This is a genomic window from Falsiroseomonas sp., assembly GCF_051859025.1.
Lineage (GTDB): Bacteria > Pseudomonadota > Alphaproteobacteria > Acetobacterales > Acetobacteraceae > Falsiroseomonas.
Window position 1 is genome coordinate 23,142 of the sequence record NZ_JBHYGL010000012.1, and the last position, 16,741, is coordinate 39,882.

At 71.2% G+C, this 16,741-nt stretch carries 21 protein-coding genes; 16 read left to right on the forward strand and 5 right to left on the reverse strand.

The window, feature by feature from the left end; translation table 11 throughout:
* The first annotated feature begins 84 nt into the window (after positions 1–84).
* The 4 genes from ACTIE5_RS12160 to ACTIE5_RS12175 all read left to right on the forward strand — a co-directional run bounded on the left by ACTIE5_RS12160 (position 85) and on the right by ACTIE5_RS12175 (position 3,063).
* Complete coding sequence (locus ACTIE5_RS12160; protein ID WP_439549969.1) at positions 85–594, forward strand: DUF1178 family protein; 510 nt, start codon at positions 85–87, stop codon at positions 592–594.
* A 132-nt stretch (positions 595–726) separates the two neighbouring features.
* On the forward strand, positions 727–2,442 hold the full coding sequence (locus ACTIE5_RS12165) for a methyl-accepting chemotaxis protein (RefSeq protein WP_439549970.1): 1,716 nt from the start codon (positions 727–729) through the stop codon (positions 2,440–2,442).
* A gap of 63 nt (positions 2,443–2,505) precedes the next feature.
* Positions 2,506–2,763 (forward strand): ribbon-helix-helix domain-containing protein, encoded by a 258-nt coding sequence (locus tag ACTIE5_RS12170; RefSeq protein WP_439549971.1) that lies wholly within the window; start codon positions 2,506–2,508, stop codon positions 2,761–2,763.
* A complete protein-coding gene (locus ACTIE5_RS12175) occupies positions 2,764–3,063 on the forward strand; it encodes a type II toxin-antitoxin system RelE/ParE family toxin (protein WP_439549972.1) in 300 nt (99 codons plus the stop codon).
* 6 nt (positions 3,064–3,069) lie between these two features.
* Here ACTIE5_RS12175 and ubiG read toward each other — a convergent pair whose 3' ends face one another.
* Complete coding sequence (gene ubiG, locus ACTIE5_RS12180; RefSeq protein ID WP_439549973.1) at positions 3,070–3,783, reverse strand: bifunctional 2-polyprenyl-6-hydroxyphenol methylase/3-demethylubiquinol 3-O-methyltransferase UbiG; 714 nt, start codon at positions 3,781–3,783, stop codon at positions 3,070–3,072.
* A gap of 148 nt (positions 3,784–3,931) precedes the next feature.
* Between ubiG and ACTIE5_RS12185 the strand changes: the two genes are divergently transcribed.
* From ACTIE5_RS12185 to ACTIE5_RS12240, 12 genes are all read left to right on the forward strand, one after another.
* Entirely contained in the window at positions 3,932–5,176 is a 1,245-nt protein-coding gene (locus ACTIE5_RS12185) for an aspartate kinase (protein ID WP_439549974.1), read from the forward strand.
* 9 nt (positions 5,177–5,185) lie between these two features.
* Positions 5,186–6,232, forward strand: a complete 1,047-nt coding sequence (locus ACTIE5_RS12190) for an NAD(P)H-dependent flavin oxidoreductase (protein WP_439549975.1) — start codon at positions 5,186–5,188, stop codon at positions 6,230–6,232.
* A 69-nt stretch (positions 6,233–6,301) separates the two neighbouring features.
* On the forward strand, positions 6,302–7,306 hold the full coding sequence (locus ACTIE5_RS12195; protein ID WP_439549976.1) for a helix-turn-helix domain-containing protein: 1,005 nt from the start codon (positions 6,302–6,304) through the stop codon (positions 7,304–7,306).
* An 81-nt stretch (positions 7,307–7,387) separates the two neighbouring features.
* Positions 7,388–8,530 carry a flavodoxin-dependent (E)-4-hydroxy-3-methylbut-2-enyl-diphosphate synthase gene (gene ispG / locus ACTIE5_RS12200; RefSeq protein ID WP_439549977.1) on the forward strand — a complete coding sequence of 381 codons (1,143 nt, stop codon included), beginning with the start codon at positions 7,388–7,390 and terminating at the stop codon, positions 8,528–8,530.
* Positions 8,531–8,533: 3 nt separating this feature from the next.
* The gene (locus ACTIE5_RS12205; protein ID WP_439549978.1) at positions 8,534–8,851 is read left to right on the forward strand and encodes a nucleotidyltransferase family protein; all 318 of its coding nucleotides are present in this window, start codon (positions 8,534–8,536) and stop codon (positions 8,849–8,851) included.
* Positions 8,848–9,207 (forward strand): HepT-like ribonuclease domain-containing protein, encoded by a 360-nt coding sequence (locus tag ACTIE5_RS12210; protein ID WP_439549979.1) that lies wholly within the window; start codon positions 8,848–8,850, stop codon positions 9,205–9,207. Before ACTIE5_RS12205 ends, ACTIE5_RS12210 begins: the two co-directional genes overlap by 4 nt.
* 85 nt (positions 9,208–9,292) lie before the next feature.
* Complete coding sequence (locus tag ACTIE5_RS12215) at positions 9,293–9,562, forward strand: AbrB/MazE/SpoVT family DNA-binding domain-containing protein (RefSeq protein WP_439549980.1); 270 nt, start codon at positions 9,293–9,295, stop codon at positions 9,560–9,562.
* Positions 9,549–9,947, forward strand: a complete 399-nt coding sequence (locus tag ACTIE5_RS12220; protein ID WP_439549981.1) for a type II toxin-antitoxin system VapC family toxin — start codon at positions 9,549–9,551, stop codon at positions 9,945–9,947. Before ACTIE5_RS12215 ends, ACTIE5_RS12220 begins: the two co-directional genes overlap by 14 nt.
* A gap of 48 nt (positions 9,948–9,995) precedes the next feature.
* A complete protein-coding gene (gene hisS / locus ACTIE5_RS12225) occupies positions 9,996–11,252 on the forward strand; it encodes a histidine--tRNA ligase (RefSeq protein ID WP_439549982.1) in 1,257 nt (418 codons plus the stop codon).
* Positions 11,253–11,257: 5 nt separating this feature from the next.
* Complete coding sequence (prfA, locus tag ACTIE5_RS12230; RefSeq protein WP_439549983.1) at positions 11,258–12,313, forward strand: peptide chain release factor 1; 1,056 nt, start codon at positions 11,258–11,260, stop codon at positions 12,311–12,313.
* Positions 12,314–12,463: 150 nt separating this feature from the next.
* Positions 12,464–13,369 carry a peptide chain release factor N(5)-glutamine methyltransferase gene (prmC, locus tag ACTIE5_RS12235; RefSeq protein WP_439549984.1) on the forward strand — a complete coding sequence of 302 codons (906 nt, stop codon included), beginning with the start codon at positions 12,464–12,466 and terminating at the stop codon, positions 13,367–13,369.
* Positions 13,370–13,579: 210 nt separating this feature from the next.
* Entirely contained in the window at positions 13,580–14,260 is a 681-nt protein-coding gene (locus ACTIE5_RS12240) for a DUF4167 domain-containing protein (protein WP_439549985.1), read from the forward strand.
* 36 nt (positions 14,261–14,296) lie between these two features.
* Here the strand turns inward: ACTIE5_RS12240 and ACTIE5_RS12245 are convergent, their stop codons facing one another.
* From ACTIE5_RS12245 to purM, 4 genes are all read right to left on the reverse strand, one after another.
* Positions 14,297–14,638: a DOPA 4,5-dioxygenase family protein gene (locus ACTIE5_RS12245; protein WP_439549986.1), complete on the reverse strand. Its 342-nt coding sequence runs from the start codon at positions 14,636–14,638 to the stop codon at positions 14,297–14,299.
* Positions 14,639–14,798: 160 nt separating this feature from the next.
* Positions 14,799–14,960, reverse strand: a complete 162-nt coding sequence (locus tag ACTIE5_RS12250) for an aa3-type cytochrome c oxidase subunit IV (protein WP_439549987.1) — start codon at positions 14,958–14,960, stop codon at positions 14,799–14,801.
* Positions 14,961–14,978: 18 nt separating this feature from the next.
* Complete coding sequence (gene purN, locus ACTIE5_RS12255; protein ID WP_439549988.1) at positions 14,979–15,668, reverse strand: phosphoribosylglycinamide formyltransferase; 690 nt, start codon at positions 15,666–15,668, stop codon at positions 14,979–14,981.
* The gene (gene purM, locus ACTIE5_RS12260; RefSeq protein ID WP_439549989.1) at positions 15,665–16,726 is read right to left on the reverse strand and encodes a phosphoribosylformylglycinamidine cyclo-ligase; all 1,062 of its coding nucleotides are present in this window, start codon (positions 16,724–16,726) and stop codon (positions 15,665–15,667) included. The genes purN and purM overlap by 4 nt, the downstream gene beginning before the upstream one ends.
* Positions 16,727–16,741: the final 15 nt, after the last annotated feature.

The window sequence follows — 16,741 nt, forward strand, 5'->3', positions numbered from 1 at the left end:
GCGCCGCCGCTGGCACCCCGCCCGCCGGAGTGCCAGAATGTGCCCCGACAAGCCGCCCGAAACGGGCCACCGGGACCACAGGGGATGATCCACTACCAACTGCGCTGCCACGCCGGCCATGAATTCGATGGCTGGTTCCAGGACAGCACGGGGTTCGAGACGCTGGCCCGCGCCGGCCTGGTCGAATGCACGCACTGCGGCAGTGCCAAGGTCGAACGCGCCCTGATGGCGCCCGCCATCCGCAAATCCCGCCGCAAGGCGCTGCCCGTGCCCGCCCCGGCGGCGGAGGCCGCGGAAGCCCCCGCAACGCCACCCCCCGCGCCCGAACCCGCCGTGATCGGCAACCCCGAACGCGTCGCCGGCGGCCCCATCCCGGCCCAGCTCCTCGCCATGCTCCAGCGCCTGCGGGCGGAGGTGGAGAAATCCTGCGACTATGTCGGCCCTTCCTTCGCCGACGAAGCCCGCAAGATCGCGAACGGCGAAGCCGAGGCCCGCGGCATCTACGGGGAGGCCTCGGACGCCGAGGCCGAGGCCCTGGCCGAGGAAGGCATCGACATCGCCCGCCTGCCCTGGGTGCCCCGCGCCGACGGTTGAAGGCACCACGCCTTCACCGACCTTGCGCGAATTTAACCGACAATCCTCGACTGGCCCCGCTTGCCCGGGGCCCGTAACCCCCGCGGCCCCGCTCCCCCCGGGAGCAGTCGCCAATCGAGGATCCGTCACTCCATGTCCGCCACCGTTCCCCCGGCGTCCCGCCGCGGCAGCATCGGCTTTCGCCTGTCCATCGGCTTCGGTCTCGTCCTCGCCCTCATCGTCACGCTCGGCGTCATCGCCGCCAACCGCGTCAACGCCATCAGCGCCAGCCTGGCCACCATCAATGACGTGAACAGCGTCAAGCAGCGCTACGCCATCAACTTCCGCGGCAGCGTGCATGACCGCGCTATCAGCCTGCGCGACGTCGTCCTCGTCTCCACATCAGCCGAACGCGCCGCCGCCCTGGCCGACATCACGCGGCTGGAGGAATTCTACGCCCGCAGCGCCACGCCGCTCGATGCCATCATGGCCTCCGGCGCCGGCGTGACGCCGGACGAACAGGCCATCCTCGCCTCGATCAAGGAGATCGAGGCCCGCACCATGCCCCTGATCCGCCAGGTCATCGAGGCCCGCAACAGGGGGGAGGCCGAGGCCGCGCACCGCCTGCTGATGGACCAGGCCCGCCCCGCCTTCGTCGAATGGCTGGCCCGCATCAACCGCTTCATCGACCTGCAGGAAGCCAAGAACCGCACCGTGGCGACCGAAGCCCGCGCCGTGGCGGAAGGCTTCCAGGCGCTGATGATCGCCCTCGTCGCCGCGGGGCTGGTGATCGGCGGGGCCATCGCGGCCTGGTCGCTCCGCGCCGTGGCGCCGCTGAAGCGCCTGGCCGAATCGATGCTCCGCCTGTCGCGCGGCGACCTGGCCGCGGAGATCCCCGGCCAGGACCGCGCGGATGAGGTCGGCGCCATGGCCAAGGCCGTCGCCGTCTTCAAGACCAGCATGGCGGACAGCGCCCGCCTGGCCGCCGACCAGGAAAGGCTGAAGGCGGAGGCCGCCGCCGAACGCCAGCGCGTGCTGCGCGGCCTGCTCTCCAACCTCGAGGAGAAGGTCGGCGGCACCGTCGCCCTCCTCGCCGGCCGCGCCGCCGAGTTGGAACGCACCGCGCGGTCCATGCGCGGCACCGCGATGGAGACGAATGCGAAGGCCGACAGCGTCCAGGCCGCCGCGACGGATGCCACCAGCCGCGTCCGCAGCATGGCGGTGGCCGCCGAACAGCTCAGCGGCTCGATCGGGGAGATCAGCCGCCAGGTCGCGCAATCCGCCCGCATCACCGGCGCCGCGGTGGAAGACGCCCGCCGCACCGATGCCACGGTGCAGGCGCTGGCCGCCGGCGCGCAGCGCATCGGCGACGTCGTCGGCATCATCACCTCCATCGCCGGCCAGACCAACCTGCTGGCCCTGAACGCGACCATCGAGGCTGCCCGCGCCGGTGAGGCGGGCAAGGGCTTCGCCGTGGTGGCGAGCGAGGTGAAGTCCCTGGCCGGCCAGACCGCCCGCGCGACGGAGGAGATCGGCGCCCAGATCGGCACCATCCAGGCCGCGACCAAGGACGCCGTGACCGCCATCCAGACCATCGCCGGCCGGATCGAGGAGGTGAGCCAGATCGCCACCCTCATCGCCTCCGCGGTGGAGGAACAGGGCGCCGCGACGCAGGAGATCGCCCGCAGCGTGCAGCAGACGGTGGAGGCGACGCAGCTTGTCGGCGCCGACATCCAGGGCGTCACCCAGGCCGCGAATGAGAGCGGCGCGGCGGCGGACCAGGTCCTCGGCGCCGCCTCCGACGTTTCCCGCCAGGCGGAACGCCTGACGGCGGAAGTCCGCGGCTTCGTCGCCAGCGTCGCGGCATAAGGCTACGGCCTGACGCGCGACGCCGGCGGTGCTGGCGTGTTATGGGGGGAGAGGAGGCCCAGGATGACCATCACCCTCTCCCCCGACCTGATCGCGATCATCGAGGCGAAAGTGGCCAGCGGCCGCTTCCCCTCCGCCGACGCCGTGCTTCGGGAAGCCCTGCACCAGTTGGAAGTCGCCGAAGCCAGCCTGGCCGATGACGACGAGGCCTGGCTGAAGCAGGCCTATGAGGCGGCGCTCGCCAGTGGCGAGCCTGTCGAGGTGGACCTCGGCAATCTGAGGGACCACGTCCTGAACGGCGCGACGCTGCGGCCCCGCTAGGTGTTGCGACTCCGCTTCTTCCCGGCGGCGATTGCCGACCTGGTCGATACACGTGCCTATGTGGCGGATCACCGCCCCGCCAGTGCCGGGCCGCTGGTGGACCGACTGATCGATCGGGTACGCCTGCTGGCCAACCATCCCGATGCCGGGGAACGACTTCCCCGACTCGGCCCCGGTGTCCGCCGCCTGACCGAGGCCCCGTATGTGATCCTCTATCGCACCACGGCGGAGGAGGTGCAGCTCCTCCGCATCCTCCACGCCGCCCGCCGCATCACCCGCGCCGCCCCACCCCCCGGCTGACCCGGCCTACCGCCCCGCCATCACCAGGTAGTTCACCCCCAGGTCCCGGCTCTCCCGCCACCCCCCGGTCAGCGGGTCCATCGTCATCCCCGCGATATCCGTCACCCGCAGCCCCGCGCGCTTCAGCCCCGCGCCCAGCTCGCCGGGGGTCACGAACATCTTCCAGTCATGGGTGCCGATCGGCAGCAGCCGCAGCAGGTATTCCGCGCCGAGCTTGGCCATCAGGAAGGACCGCACCGTGCGGTTCAGCGTGGACAGGAACACCGGCCCCGCCGCCAGGCCGGCCAGCGCGGCGTAGAAGGCCGCGCGTTCCTCGACATGCTCCACCACTTCCAGCGCCACCACCGCGTCGAAGCGGGCACCTTCCGCCAGCAGGTCTTCCGGCCCCCCCTCCCGGTACTCGATCTCCAGCCCCCCGGCCGCCGCATGGGCCCGCGCCGCCGCCAGCGCATCGGCCGCCGCATCGACCCCCGTCACCCGGGCGCCGAAGCGGGAAAAAGCCTCGGAGGCCAGGCCCGCCCCGCAGCCCACATCCAGCAGGGTCAGCCCCGACAGGTCCCGCCCCGTCCGCCCATGGGCGCGCGCGATCCGCTCCGCGATCCAGCCCGTCCGCAGCGGATTCATCCGGTGCAGCGGCTTCATCGGCCCCGCCGGGTCCCACCAGCGATCCGCCAGCGCACCGAATTTCCGGATTTCCGCCTCGACCGCCGTGCCCGCCATTGCCGCCCCCAATTGAACCGCTGGTTATCCAGGCGAGGTTGCCCGCCGGCCCGCCCCCCGTTATCTGTCCGCCCCCCGGCGGGGCGCAACGGGTCCACCCGCCCGATCCTCCCCCCGACCCCATTTGAACGGTAGCCCGGACCCGGCCATGGCCCGCATCGTGATGAAGTTCGGCGGCACCTCCGTCGCCGATCTCGACCGCATCCGCAACGTCGCCAACCGCGTGAAGCGGGAGGTCGATGCCGGGAACGAGGTCGCCGTCGTCGTCTCCGCCATGTCCGGCACGACCAACCAGCTGGTGAAGTGGTGCCAGGACCTCTCGCCGCTCCATGACGCCCGCGAATACGATGTGGTGGTGGCCACCGGCGAACAGGTCACGATCGGCCTGCTCGCCATCGCGCTGCAGACCATCGGCGTCGAGGCCCGGTCCTGGCAGGGCTGGCAGATCCCCATCCTGACCGACCAGGCCCATGGCAAGGCGCGCGTCGAGAGCATCGACGGGTCGCTGCTGATCGAACGCATGCAATCCGGCCAGGTCCCCGTCATCGCCGGCTTCCAGGGGCTGGAGCCGGAGCGCAACCGCGTCACCACGCTCGGCCGCGGGGGCTCCGACCTCTCGGCCGTCGCCATCGCCGCCGCCGTGAAGGCGGATCGCTGCGACATCTACACCGATGTGGACGGCGTCTACACGACCGACCCCCGCATCGTGCCCCGGGCCCGCAAGCTCGACCGCATTTCCTATGAGGAGATGCTGGAACTGGCCTCGGTCGGGGCCAAGGTATTGCAGACGCGCTCCGTGGAACTGGCCATGAAGCAGCGCGTGCGGGTCCAGGTTCTCTCCAGCTTCGAGGACAAGCCAGGCAGCCTGGTGGTTGACGAGGACGAAATCGTGGAACAGCCCATCGTGTCCGGCATCGCCTATTCCCGTGACGAGGCGAAGGTCACCCTTCGCCGCGTGCCGGACCGGCCCGGCGTCGCCGCCTCCGTCTTCGGCCCGCTCTCGGCCGCCAACGTCAATGTGGACATGATCGTCCAGAATGTCGGCGCCGATGGCAGCACGGACATGACCTTCACCCTCGGCCGCACGGATCTGCCCCGCGCCCGTGACCTGCTGGAGAAGGAGCAGGCGACGATCGGGTTCGAGGCGATGATCGCCGACCCCGATGTCGCCAAGATCAGCGTCGTCGGCATCGGCATGCGCACCCATGCCGGCGTCGCCACCACCATGTTCAAGACGCTGTCGGAGAAGGGGATCAACATCCAGGTGATCTCCACCAGCGAGATCAAGGTGAGCGTCCTGATCCCCGCCGACTACACGGAGCTTGCGGTGCGCGCCCTGCACACGGCCTATGGGCTGGACGGGCCGGAACCGGCCCGGCGCGGCGAAGGCTGAAGGAACACCATGGACGCGCTCCCCCCCCAGGCTCCGCCCGCCGAGGCCCTCGCCCGCATCGATGCGCTGATGGCGCGCGGCGCCGCCTTCTTCGGCACGCGCTACGCCATCATGGGCGGCGCCATGTCCTGGGTGAGCGAGCGCAACCTGGTCGCCGCGCTGTCGAACGCCGGCGCCTTCGGCGTCATTGCCTGTGGCGCGATGGAGCCGGACCGCCTGGCCCAGGAAATCCAGGGCACCCAGGCCCTGACGAACAAGCCCTTCGGCGTGAACCTCATCACCATGCATCCCAGGCTGGACCAGCTGGTCCAGACCTGCCTCGACCACAAGGTCGGCCACATCGTCTTCGCCGGCGGCATTCCGCCCGGCTCCGCCATCAAGGCGGCGAAGGATGGCGGCGCCAAGGTCGTCTGCTTCGCGCCGGCCCTGGCACTCGCCAAGAAGCTCATCCGCTCCGGCGCCGATGCGCTGGTGATCGAGGGTGCGGAAGCCGGCGGCCACATCGGCCCCGTGTCGCTGACGGTGCTGGCGCAGGAGATCCTGCCCTTCATCCGCGATGTCCCCGTCTTCGTCGCCGGCGGCATCGGGCGGGGTGAGGCGATTCTCTCCTATCTGGAGATGGGCGCCGCCGGCGCGCAGCTCGGCACCCGATTCGTCTGCGCCACCGAATCGATCGCCCATCCCAACTTCAAGCGCGCCTTCATCCGCGGCGCCGCGCGGGATGCGCTGCCGACCGTGCAGCTCGATGAACGTTTTCCCGTGATTCCCGTCCGTGCCTTGCAGAATGGCGGCACGAAACGCTTCCTCGAGCATCAGGCCGAAACGATTCGCCGCTTCCTGGCCGGTGAGGTCGAGAAGGCCGCCGCCCAGCTCGACATCGAGCATTACTGGGCCGGCGCGCTGCGCCGCGCGGTCGTCGATGGCGATGTCGAGAACGGGTCGCTGATGGCCGGGCAGAGCGTCGGCATGGTCACGAAGGAACAGCCGGCGGCGGAGATCGTGCAGGAACTGGTCTGGCAGGCCGCCGCCGCCCTCGCGGCGCGCCAGGCGGCCTGACATGTCGCGCGCCGCGCTTCGCATGATTCGGTTTGCGGCGCAGCAGGCAGCGCGCTAGTTCTCCACGCCGTGCCCTACGACCTGAAGCGCATCCCCCGAAAGGCAGACTCCACCGGCGCAGAGGCCGCGCGGGTCGGTGAGGAACTCCGCGACTCCCGCCTGGCCCTCGGCCTGTCGGTGGAGGAGATGGCGGTGCGGCTGCGCATCCGCCGCCCCTATCTGGAAGCGCTGGAGGAAGGCCGCATCGCGGACCTCCCCGGTGCCGCCTATGCCGTCGGATTCGTGCGCACCTATGCGCACGCGCTCGGCCTCGACGCCGACGAGATGGTGCGCCGCTTCCGCGACCTCTCCGGCGCCGCCGTCACGCGCAAGACCAACCTGGTCTTCCCGGAGCCCGTGCCCGAACGCGGGATGCCGGCTGGCGGCGTGATCGGCATCGGCGCGGTGATCGTCATCGGCGCCTATGTCGCCTGGTTCAACTGGACCGGCGGCGGCAACCGCACCGTGGATGTCGTGCCCCCCGTGCCGCCGCGGCTGGAAGCCGCCGCCGACCAGGGCCGCAGCCAACTGCCCGGCGCCAATGCCAACCGGGGGGAGGGCGCGCTGCCGCTTTCCGCCCTGCCGCCGCCCGGTGGCGTCAACGCGCCGGGGACCGCCGCCCAGGCCGCCACCGTTCCCCCGCCGCCGCCCATGGCGGCCCCGGCACCCGCCCCGCCGCCGCCCCTCATCGCCGGGCTGCCGGAAGGCACCAGGGTCGCGCTGCGCGCCCGCGCCAACAGCGGGGACAACGGCGTCTGGCTGCAGGTGAGGGACCCCCGCAGCGGCCAGGTCCTGCTGAACCGCGTGCTGCGCGCGGGCGAACACTGGCCCGTGCCGGCGCGGGACGGGTTGCTGCTGGATACCGGCCGCGCCGATGCGCTGGAGATCGTGGTGGAGAACACGCTCTCCCCGGCGCTGGACGGCATCAGCGGGGTGCGGCGCAACGTGGTGCTGGACCCCGATCGCCTGCGCCAGCGCCTGGTCCCGGCCACCGCCAGCAACACCCCGCCGCCGGCCACCATTCGAACCAACTAGCGGGTTCGCGCCTTCCCCCTGTGATACCCGGCCCCGGCACCCTATGCTTGGGGCCGAGGAACCAGGGACCACGGACGCAGCATGGCCTATCGCCCCTACCAGCAGATCGCCCGCCGCAAGTCGCGGCTGATCCATGTAGGCAAGGTCCCGGTCGGCGGCGACAGCCCCATCACCGTCCAGACCATGACCAACACGCCCACCGAGGACGCCAAGGCGACGATCGAACAGATCCGCCGCTGCGAACTCGCCGGCGTCGACATCGTCCGCGTCTCCGTCCCCACCGAGGAAGGCACCGCCGCCCTCAAGGAGATCGTGCGGGAGGTCAACGTCCCCATCGTCGCCGACATCCACTTCCACTACCGCCGCGCGATCGAGGCCGCGGAAGCCGGCGCCGCCTGCCTTCGCATCAACCCCGGCAATATCGGCAGCAAGGACCGGGTGAAGGAGGTCGTGAAGGCCGCCCGCGACCATGGCTGCTCCATCCGCATCGGCGTCAACGCCGGCAGCCTGGAAAAGCACCTGCTGGAGAAATACGGGGAGCCCAACCCGGAGGCGCTGGTGGAAAGCGCGCTCTGGCACGCCGACCACCTCCTCCAGGAGGGATTCGACAACTTCAAGATCAGCGTGAAGGCGTCCGACGTCTTCCTGGCCGTCGCCGCCTACCAGCAACTGGCGGAGGCCTGCGACCACCCCCTCCATATCGGCATCACGGAGGCCGGCGGCCGCCGCGCCGGCACGGTGAAATCCGCCATCGGCCTGGGCTCCCTCCTCTGGGCCGGGATCGGCGACACCGTCCGCGTCTCCCTCTCCGCGGAGCCGGAGGAGGAGGTCTCGGTCGGCTGGGAACTCCTGAAGTCGCTCCACATCCGCCACCGCGGCGTGAAGGTCATCTCCTGCCCCTCCTGCGCCCGCCAGGGCTTCGACGTGATCCGCACGGTGGAGAAGCTGGAGGACCGGCTCGCCCATATCGACCAGCCCATCAGCCTCAGCATCATCGGCTGCGTCGTGAACGGGCCCGGTGAGGCGCTGATGACCGATATCGGCCTGACCGGCGGCGGCGCCGGCACGCACATGGTCTACGGCATGGGCAAGACCAGCCACACCGTGAAGACCGAGGAGATGGTGGAGCACATCGTCAGCCTGGTCGAAGCCCGTGCCGAGGCCATGAAGGCCGCGAAGGCCGCCGAGGTGGCCGCCGCCGCCGAGGCCCAGGCCGCCGAGTAACCCGTGCACCCCGAGATCCTCCGCCACCAGGACGCCATCGCGGCCCTCTGCCGCCGCTTCGGCGTGACCCGGCTGGAGGTCTTCGGATCGGCGGCGAGGGGCGACGACTTCGACCCGGCGCGGAGCGACGTGGATTTGCTGGTGGAGTTCGGTCCGGAGGTCCGGCGGAGCTTCGCCACGCTGCTCGGGTTCGAGGACGCTGTTGCGCAGGTTGTTGGCCGCCGCGTGGATGTCGTGGAGTTCGAGGCGCTGGCCGAAAGCCCGAACCCGTTCAAGCGCCGCGCCATGCTGGCCGATGCGCAGCCATTTTTCGCGGCATGACGGAGGATGGCGACGGGCGCGACCTGAAGCGCGTCGCTGACATGCTGGTCTGGGCCATGCAGGCTCTCAGCCATGCTGAAGACCTGGACGAAACCCGCTTCCGGGCCAGCAAGCTGCACCAGGGCGCCATCACGCATTGCCTCACCATCGTCGGCGAGGCCGCTTCCCGGACCTCACCTGCCTTCCGCTCTCGCCACGCTCATATCCCGTGGTCGGTCATCATCGGCATGCGCAACAAGCTGATCCATGACTATGGCGGCGTCGCGCTGAAGGTCGTCTGGGTCACCGTGACCGAGGATGTGCCTGACCTGATCGCCCAGCTACGCGTCATCCTCCCCCCGGACACGGATGCCTGACCCCGGGCCCGCCACTTCCCGCTTGGCCGCACCCCCTCCTGCCCGCTAGTAATACCCCATGGAAACCGAGGTAATACTCCCCCCCATGCCCGTCACCGTGAAGGGCCAGGTCACGGTGCCGAAGCCGCTCCGCGACCATCTAGGCCTCACGCCCGGCAGCCACGTCGCCTTCGCGCTCGAAGCCGATGGCCGTGTCACGCTGCGGCGGGCCGATACCCCCGGCACTGCCGCCGTCCCCTCCCGCTTCGCCCGTCTCCGCGCCGCAGCCCCGGGACGCCCCCCGGGGCGCAATGCGCTGACCACCGCGGAGATCATGAAACTCACGCGCGGCGAGGACTGGGGTGACGCTGGTTGATACCAACATCCTGCTCGACCTGACCGGGCAGGATGGTCATTGGGCCGACTGGTCGCAGCGCATGCTGGAAGCCGCGGCGCTGCGTGGCCCGCTTCTCATCAACGATGTCATCTTCGCCGAACTCTCGATCGGCTACGACCGCATCGAGGACTGCCTGGCATTCGTCGAAGCGCTTGGCCTCGAAAGCCGCCCCACCCCGCCCGGCGCCCTCTTCCTGGCTGGTAAGGTCTTTCGCGACTATCGCCGCCGCGGTGGCCCCCGTTCCGGCGTGCTGCCGGATTTCTTCATCGGCGCCCATGCCGCGCATGACGACCTGGCCCTGCTGACGCGCGATCCCCGCCGCTACGCCACCAACTTCCCGAGCCTCCGACTCATCGCCCCCTGAGCCACCGCGCCTCTTGCCCCTGCGCGCCACAGGCGCGATACGCCCATCATGGCCAGCACCCCCCTCCAGCCCGTCCGCGGCACCCGTGACCTGATCGGCGAAGACCACCGCCGCCATCACCACGTCATCACCGCCGCGCGCCGGATCACGGGGCTTTACGGCTTTGAGGAATGGTCCACGCCCATCTTCGAGGACACGCGCGTCTTTGCCCGCTCCCTCGGCGAGACCTCCGACGTCGTCTCCAAGGAAATGTATTCCTTCACCGACCGCGGCGGCGATTCCATCACGCTGCGGCCGGAGAACACCGCCGGCGTCTGCCGCGCCCTGGTCTCCAACGGCCTGACGCAGTCCAACCTGCCCCGCAAGGTCTTCTACGCCGGGCCGATGTTCCGCTACGAACGCCCGCAGAAGGGCCGCTACCGCCAGTTCCACCAGATCGGCGCGGAAATCCTCGGCGCCGCCGAGCCATTGGCCGATGCTGAAGTCATCGCCGCCGGCTGGAACATCCTCCAGGACCTCGGCATCAGCGATGGCGTGGTGCTGGAGATCAACACGCTGGGCGATGCCGAAAGCCGCGACGCCTACCGCACGGCGCTGGTTGCCCACTTCACCGCGCACAAGGACAGCCTGTCCGATGACAGCCGCATCCGGCTCGAGAAGAACCCGATGCGCATCCTGGACAGCAAGGATGAGGGCGACCGCAGGATCGTCGCCACCGCCCCTACCATCCAGCCCTACCTCACCCCTGCCGCCGCCGCCTTCTTCGCCGCCGTGCTCAAGCACCTGGAGACGCTGGGCGTGCCGACGCGGGAGAACCCGCGCATCGTCCGCGGCCTCGACTACTACAGCCACACGGCGTTCGAATTCGTGACCGACCGCCTCGGCGCCCAGGGCACCGTCATGGCCGGCGGCCGCTATGATGGCCTGGTCGAGGAGATGGGCGGCCCCGCCACCCCCTCCGTCGGCTGGGCCGCTGGTGTCGAACGCCTGTCGATGCTGCTGGCGCAGACCCCCGCCGCCCCCCGCCCCGTCGCCGTGATCCCGGTGAGCGAGGCGCAGGAACCCGCCGCCATCGCGCTGACGCAGCAGCTTCGCCAGGCCGGCGTCACGGCCGAGATCGCCTACAAGGGCAACCTCAAGCGCCGCATGGAACGCGCCAACAAGATCGGCGCCCGCGCCGCCCTGATCCTCGGCGAGGATGAGGTGGCCCAGGGCATCGTCCAGCTCCGCGACCTCGATGCCGGCACCCAGGACCGCATCCCGCCGGCGGAGGCCGTGGCCAGGCTGCGAGCCCCGGAAGCTTAGGGCGGATGAGCCTTCCCCAGAAACTCGACCGCCTGCTGTCGCGCGCCGACGAAATCCGCCATGCGCTGAACACCGCGGATGGCGCCCAGGTCGGTGCCCTGTCCAAGGAACTCTCGGACCTCGAACCCCTGGTCGAGAAGGTGCAGGAATACCGCGCCACCGAGCGTGGCCGGGACGAGGCCGAGGCCATGCTGGCCGACCCCGAACTCCGCGAACTCGCGGAGCCCGAGTATTTCGCACTGCGCGATCGCCTGCCGGTGCTGGAACGCGAAATCCGCCTCATGCTCCTGCCGCGCGACGCCGCGGACCAGGGCAACGCCATCCTCGAAATCCGCCCCGCCGCCGGCGGCGATGAGGCCGCGCTGTTCGCCGCCGAGCTCTTCGGCGCCTACCAGCGCTACGCCGCCACCCAGGGCTGGCGGTTCGAGGTGCTGGAATATGACGAGGGCGAGCTGGGTGGCGTGAAGGGCGCGACCGCCACGGTCGAGGGCCGCGGCGTCTTCGCCCAGCTGAAGTTCGAATCCGGCGTCCACCGCGTGCAGCGCGTGCCCGCGACCGAGTCCCAGGGCCGCATCCACACCTCCACCGTCACCGTCGCCGTGATGGCGGAGGCCGAGGAGGTGGATGTGCAGATCAATGAGAGCGACCTGCGCATCGACACCTATCGCGCCAGCGGCGCCGGCGGCCAGCACGTCAACAAGACCGACAGCGCCGTCCGCATCACCCACATCCCGACCGGGACGGTGGTGGCGATGCAGGAGGAGCGGAGCCAGCACAAGAACCGCGCCAAGGCGATGAAGGTGCTGCGCGCCCGCATCTATGACGCGCAGCGCAACCGCCTGGACAGCGCCCGCGCCGCGGACCGGAAGTCCCAGGTCGGCACCGGTGATCGCAGCGAACGCATCCGGACCTACAACTTCCCGCAGGGGCGGGTGACGGACCACCGGATCGGGCTGACGCTGCACAAGATCGACCGGGTGATGCTGGGGGAGTTCGACGACATCATCGGGGCGCTGACGGCGGAGGATGAGGCGGCGCGGCTGGCGGCCGAGGCCGAATGAGGGCGCATGGCGGGGGGGCTCTGCCCCCCGCACCCCCCGCCAGGGCCGAACCGGCCCTGGACCGTCATCAATTGCAGATGGTCCAGGGGGGTCTCCCCCCGGGGGGGGGGGGGGGGGGGGGTGGCCGGAGCCTTCCCCACATCACCCGCGATGACCTGCCCCCCCGGCAGCACCATCGGCGCCTACCTCTGCCAGGCCGGCCAGGTCCTGCGCGCCGCCGCCATCGACCAGCCCCGCTACGAGGCCCGCCTCCTCCTCGCCCATGCCCTCGGCACCACCCAGGACGCCCTCCTCCGCGACCCCCGTGCCGAGGTTCCCGCCGAGGCCGCCGTCCGCTTCGGGACCGCCCTGAAGGCCCGCCTCGACCACACCCCCATCGCCCATATCCTCGGCCGCCAGGGCTTCTGGACCCTCGACCTCGCCGTCTCCCCCGCCACCCTCATCCCCCGCCCCGATTCGGAATCCCTGGTGGAAGCGGCGCTGGAGGCCTTCCCGGACCCGCGGCGCCCGATCCGCGTGCTGGACCTCGGCACCGGCACCGGCGCCCTGCTGCTGGCGGTGCTCTCCGAACGCCCCGCGGCCTTCGGCATCGGCCTGGACCGCGCGCCCGAAGCCGCGGCGCTTGCCGCCCGCAACGCCCGGGACAACGGCCTGGCCGACCGCGCCGCCTTCCTGGCCGGGGACTGGGCCGCCGCGCTCGATTCGGCCTTCGACCTGGTGCTGTCGAACCCCCCCTACATCGAGCACGACGCCATCGCCGGCCTCATGCCCGATGTCGCCCGGCATGAGCCCGCGCTGGCGCTCGATGGCGGGGCGGATGGGCTCGACGCCTACCGCGCCATCACCGCCGCGCTGCCCGCGCTGCTGGCGCCTGGCGGAGTCGCGGTGCTGGAACTCGGCCAGGGCCAGCGCCCGGCGGTGGAAGCCCTGGCGCGCGCCGCCGGGCTGGAACCTGCGGGATGCCACGCCGACCTCGGCGGGATCGACCGCGCGCTGGTCCTCGGGAAAGGCGACTTCGCGAAAAAACCGTTTGTCGGCCCGGCGCTGGCGCACTAGGTTGACCCCGCGGCCCGGGAAGCCTTTGCGCGTCCCGGCACCGCCGGCAGAAGCGGCCGGGCCATGGGGCGCCAGGGGCACAGGCCCGGTTCCCGCCAGCCCGTGGGCCGCGATGACGCAACCCGAAGATGCCGCGTTCCCGGTCGGGGCCTTCCCGCACGGCGGCGCGATTGCGAGACGGCGAACGCCATACCAATGAACATGAAGCGCATGCGCGGCCGCGGCGGCAACCGCCACGGGGGCGGAGGTGGCGGCGGCGGCGGTGGTCCGTACCGCCAGGGCGGCGGCGGTGGCGGCGGCGGCGGTGGTGGCGGGGGGGGCGGTGGCGGCGGTCACCAGCCGATGAACCGCAACCACGTCTTCGACAGCAACGGCCCGGACATGCGCCTGCGCGGCACCGCCCAGCAGCTGTTCGAGAAGTATCTCCAGCTCGGCCGCGACGCGACCAGCGCCAGCGACCGCGTCATGGCGGAAAGCTACTTCCAGCACGCCGAGCATTACTTCCGCATCCTGAATGCGATGAGCCAGGCGGCCCAGGCACAGGGCGGCCCGCCCCAGCACCAGCAGCGCCGCTACCAGAACGGCCCGGAACAGGAAGGCGGCGGGGACGGCAATAGCGACCAGCCGGACCTCGCCATGCGCCGCGACGATTCCGGCATGGCCCAGCAGATCAACGCGCCCCAATACGGCAACGGCCATGCCGACCGTAACATGGGCGACCGTGGCATGGGCGACCGTGGCATGGGCGACCGTGGCATGGGCGACCGGGGCATGGGCGACCGGGGCATGGGCGACCGGGGCATGGACGACCGCGGCAACGGCATGGACCAGGACGACAACCAGTCCGACATGCGCGACCGGGACCACGATCGGGACCAGCGCGAAGGCTGATCCCGCAACCCTCTCCCCCCGGCGGGGGAGGGGGGCCTATTCCGGCAACACGCCGATATCCAGCGGCAGCACCGCCCCCATCCACAGCGCGTGCGCCGTGTGATCCGCGCGCTGCCGCCCCGTCTCCGGGTGCAGCAGCACGGTCAGCCCCCGGCGGTTCAGCGCCAGGAAGGGCGCGAGCGCGGGAAACAGCGCCACCCCGAAGGCCACCTGGTACATGGCGGAGGGATGCGGCCCCACCGGCCGGTCATGCCACCGCCCCAGCACCGCATCCGGGAATTGCGCGCCGATCGCCTCCCGCAGCACCGCGGCCTCTTCCCGCGTCGTCGCGGGGTCGTAGTAGACATGGGCGTGCCAGCCCGTGATGCCGCTCTCCATCGCACCCCGCCTCCATCGCGTCCCCGGCCGCCCGCCCGTCATCCGCCCCCCGGACATGAAACCCCCGGACATGAAAAAGGCGCCGCGGCCCCTCGGGGCCCGACGCCTTCGTCAGTCTCGTTCGGCGGCGGGCGCCGCCCGGTCGCCCAGCGCCGGTCCCTCAGACGATGAAGATCGCCATCAGCACGAGGATGCCGACGGTCAGACCCACGCCCCAGGTCGTGCCCTTCATGAAGCCGTCATAGAAGGAGGTCCGCTCCGCCATGATGTCTTCGGACTTCACCTCGACCAGTTCATACGTCGCGGGGGCGTGGTCAGCCATGGGTGTCCTCGTTGAGCATCAGCCTTCGGCGCCCCTTGTAGAAAGCGCGGCCCAGCCGGGCAAGGGGTTCGCCAGGGCGGAATCGGCGCCAGGCGCCTCGACAAGCGCCAATTCGCCCTCCACGCGAACCCGCCCGGCGGCGAGCCAGGCCAGAGCGGCCGGGTAGATGCGGTGTTCCTGCGCCAGCACCCGCGCGGCGAGCGTCGCTTCCGTGTCCCCCGCCAGCACCGGCACGGCGGCCTGCGCCAGGATGGGGCCCTCATCCACCCCGTTGCGCACCAGGTGGACGGTGCAGCCATGCAGCCTGACACCGGCCGCGATCGCCCGGGCATGGGTATCGAGCCCGCGAAAACTCGGCAGCAGGGAAGGGTGGATGTTGATCAGCCGGTCCCGCCAGCGATCGACGAAGCCCTCCGTCAGCACCCGCATGAAGCCCGCCAGCGCCACCAGTTCGACCCCGTGGCGGGCCAGTTCGGCCTCCATCGCCACCTCGAACTCCGCCCGGTCCCCCTTGAAGGCCCTGCTTTCCACCACCGCGGTCGGGATGCCCGCCGCCCGCGCCCGGTCCAGCCCGCCGGCATCCGCCTTGTTGGCCAGCACCAGCGCGATCCGCGCGGGGTAGGCGGGGTCCGCCGCCGCCTCCAGCAGCGCCGCCATGTTGCTGCCGCGGCCGGAGATCAGGACCGCGGTCGGAACCCGCCTGGTCAAGCGGGCCAGCCCTCGCCGAGGTTGTCGATCCGCACGGAAGCCGCGCCCTCGGCCGCCTCCAGCGCGCCGATCCGGAACACCGTCTCGCCGGCCTCCGTCAGCATCGCCGTCGCGGCATCCGCGTCCTCCGCCGCCACCACCAGCACCATGCCGAGCCCGCAATTGAAGACCCGCAGCATCTCCTCCGCCGCCACGCCGCCGGCGCGCGCCAGCCAGGCGAAGACGGGCGGCACGGCCCAGGCACGGCCATCCAGCACCGCGACCACGCCGGCCGGCAGCACGCGGGGCAGGTTGCCCGGCAGCCCGCCGCCGGTGATGTGCGCCGCCGCCTTCAGCCTCCCCGCCTTGTGCAGCGCCAGCACCGGCTTCACATAGATGCGCGTCGGCGCCAGCAGCGCCTCCGCCACGCTCTGGCCGGCGGCAAACGGGGCAGGGGAGGCGAGGGTCAGGTTCGTCCCCTCCAGGATCCGCCGCACCAGCGAATAGCCGTTGGAATGCACCCCCGAACTGGCGAGCCCCAGCAGCACGTCGCCCGGCCCGACATCCGGCTTCGGCAGCAGCGCATCGCGTTCCGCCGCCCCCACCGTGAAGCCCGCCAAATCATAGTCGCCGCCCTTGTAGAGGCCCGGCATCTCCGCCGTCTCACCCCCCACCAGCGCGCAGCCCGCGATGCGGCAACCCTCCGCGATGCCACCCACCACCGCGGAGGCCTGCGCCACATCCAGCTTGCCGGTCGCGAAATAATCCAGGAAGAACAGCGGCTCCGCCCCCTGCACCACCAGGTCGTTCACGCACATCGCCACCAGGTCCTGGCCGACGAAGCCATGGATGCCGCTGTCGATCGCGAGCTTGAGCTTGGTGCCGACCCCGTCGGTGGAACTCACCAGCACCGGGTCCTTGAACCCCGCCGCCTTCAGGTCGAACAGCGCCCCGAAACCGCCGAGCCCGCCCATCGTTCCGGGCCGGTCGGTGCTGCGGGCCAAGGGCTTGATGGCGTCCACCAGCGCATCGCCGGCTTCGATGTCCACTCCGGCGTCGCGGTAGGTCAGGCTGGTCATGGCGGCCCCCGATCG

What these genes read in the sequence shown, in the direction of transcription:
- ACTIE5_RS12160 (WP_439549969.1), top strand. Translation starts at nt 85, where the DNA reads ATGATCCACTACCAACTGCGCTGCCACGCCGGCCATGAATTCGATGGC.
- ACTIE5_RS12165 (WP_439549970.1), top strand. Translation starts at nt 727, where the DNA reads ATGTCCGCCACCGTTCCCCCGGCGTCCCGCCGCGGCAGCATCGGCTTT.
- ACTIE5_RS12170 (WP_439549971.1), top strand. Translation starts at nt 2,506, where the DNA reads ATGACCATCACCCTCTCCCCCGACCTGATCGCGATCATCGAGGCGAAA.
- ubiG (WP_439549973.1), bottom strand. Translation starts at nt 3,783, where the DNA reads ATGGCGGGCACGGCGGTCGAGGCGGAAATCCGGAAATTCGGTGCGCTG.
- ACTIE5_RS12185 (WP_439549974.1), top strand. Translation starts at nt 3,932, where the DNA reads ATGGCCCGCATCGTGATGAAGTTCGGCGGCACCTCCGTCGCCGATCTC.
- ACTIE5_RS12190 (WP_439549975.1), top strand. Translation starts at nt 5,186, where the DNA reads ATGGACGCGCTCCCCCCCCAGGCTCCGCCCGCCGAGGCCCTCGCCCGC.
- ispG (WP_439549977.1), top strand. Translation starts at nt 7,388, where the DNA reads ATGGCCTATCGCCCCTACCAGCAGATCGCCCGCCGCAAGTCGCGGCTG.
- ACTIE5_RS12210 (WP_439549979.1), top strand. Translation starts at nt 8,848, where the DNA reads ATGACGGAGGATGGCGACGGGCGCGACCTGAAGCGCGTCGCTGACATG.
- ACTIE5_RS12215 (WP_439549980.1), top strand. Translation starts at nt 9,293, where the DNA reads ATGCCCGTCACCGTGAAGGGCCAGGTCACGGTGCCGAAGCCGCTCCGC.
- hisS (WP_439549982.1), top strand. Translation starts at nt 9,996, where the DNA reads ATGGCCAGCACCCCCCTCCAGCCCGTCCGCGGCACCCGTGACCTGATC.
- prfA (WP_439549983.1), top strand. Translation starts at nt 11,258, where the DNA reads ATGAGCCTTCCCCAGAAACTCGACCGCCTGCTGTCGCGCGCCGACGAA.
- prmC (WP_439549984.1), top strand. Translation starts at nt 12,464, where the DNA reads ATGACCTGCCCCCCCGGCAGCACCATCGGCGCCTACCTCTGCCAGGCC.
- ACTIE5_RS12240 (WP_439549985.1), top strand. Translation starts at nt 13,580, where the DNA reads ATGCGCGGCCGCGGCGGCAACCGCCACGGGGGCGGAGGTGGCGGCGGC.
- ACTIE5_RS12245 (WP_439549986.1), bottom strand. Translation starts at nt 14,638, where the DNA reads ATGGAGAGCGGCATCACGGGCTGGCACGCCCATGTCTACTACGACCCC.
- ACTIE5_RS12250 (WP_439549987.1), bottom strand. Translation starts at nt 14,960, where the DNA reads ATGGCTGACCACGCCCCCGCGACGTATGAACTGGTCGAGGTGAAGTCC.
- purM (WP_439549989.1), bottom strand. Translation starts at nt 16,726, where the DNA reads ATGACCAGCCTGACCTACCGCGACGCCGGAGTGGACATCGAAGCCGGC.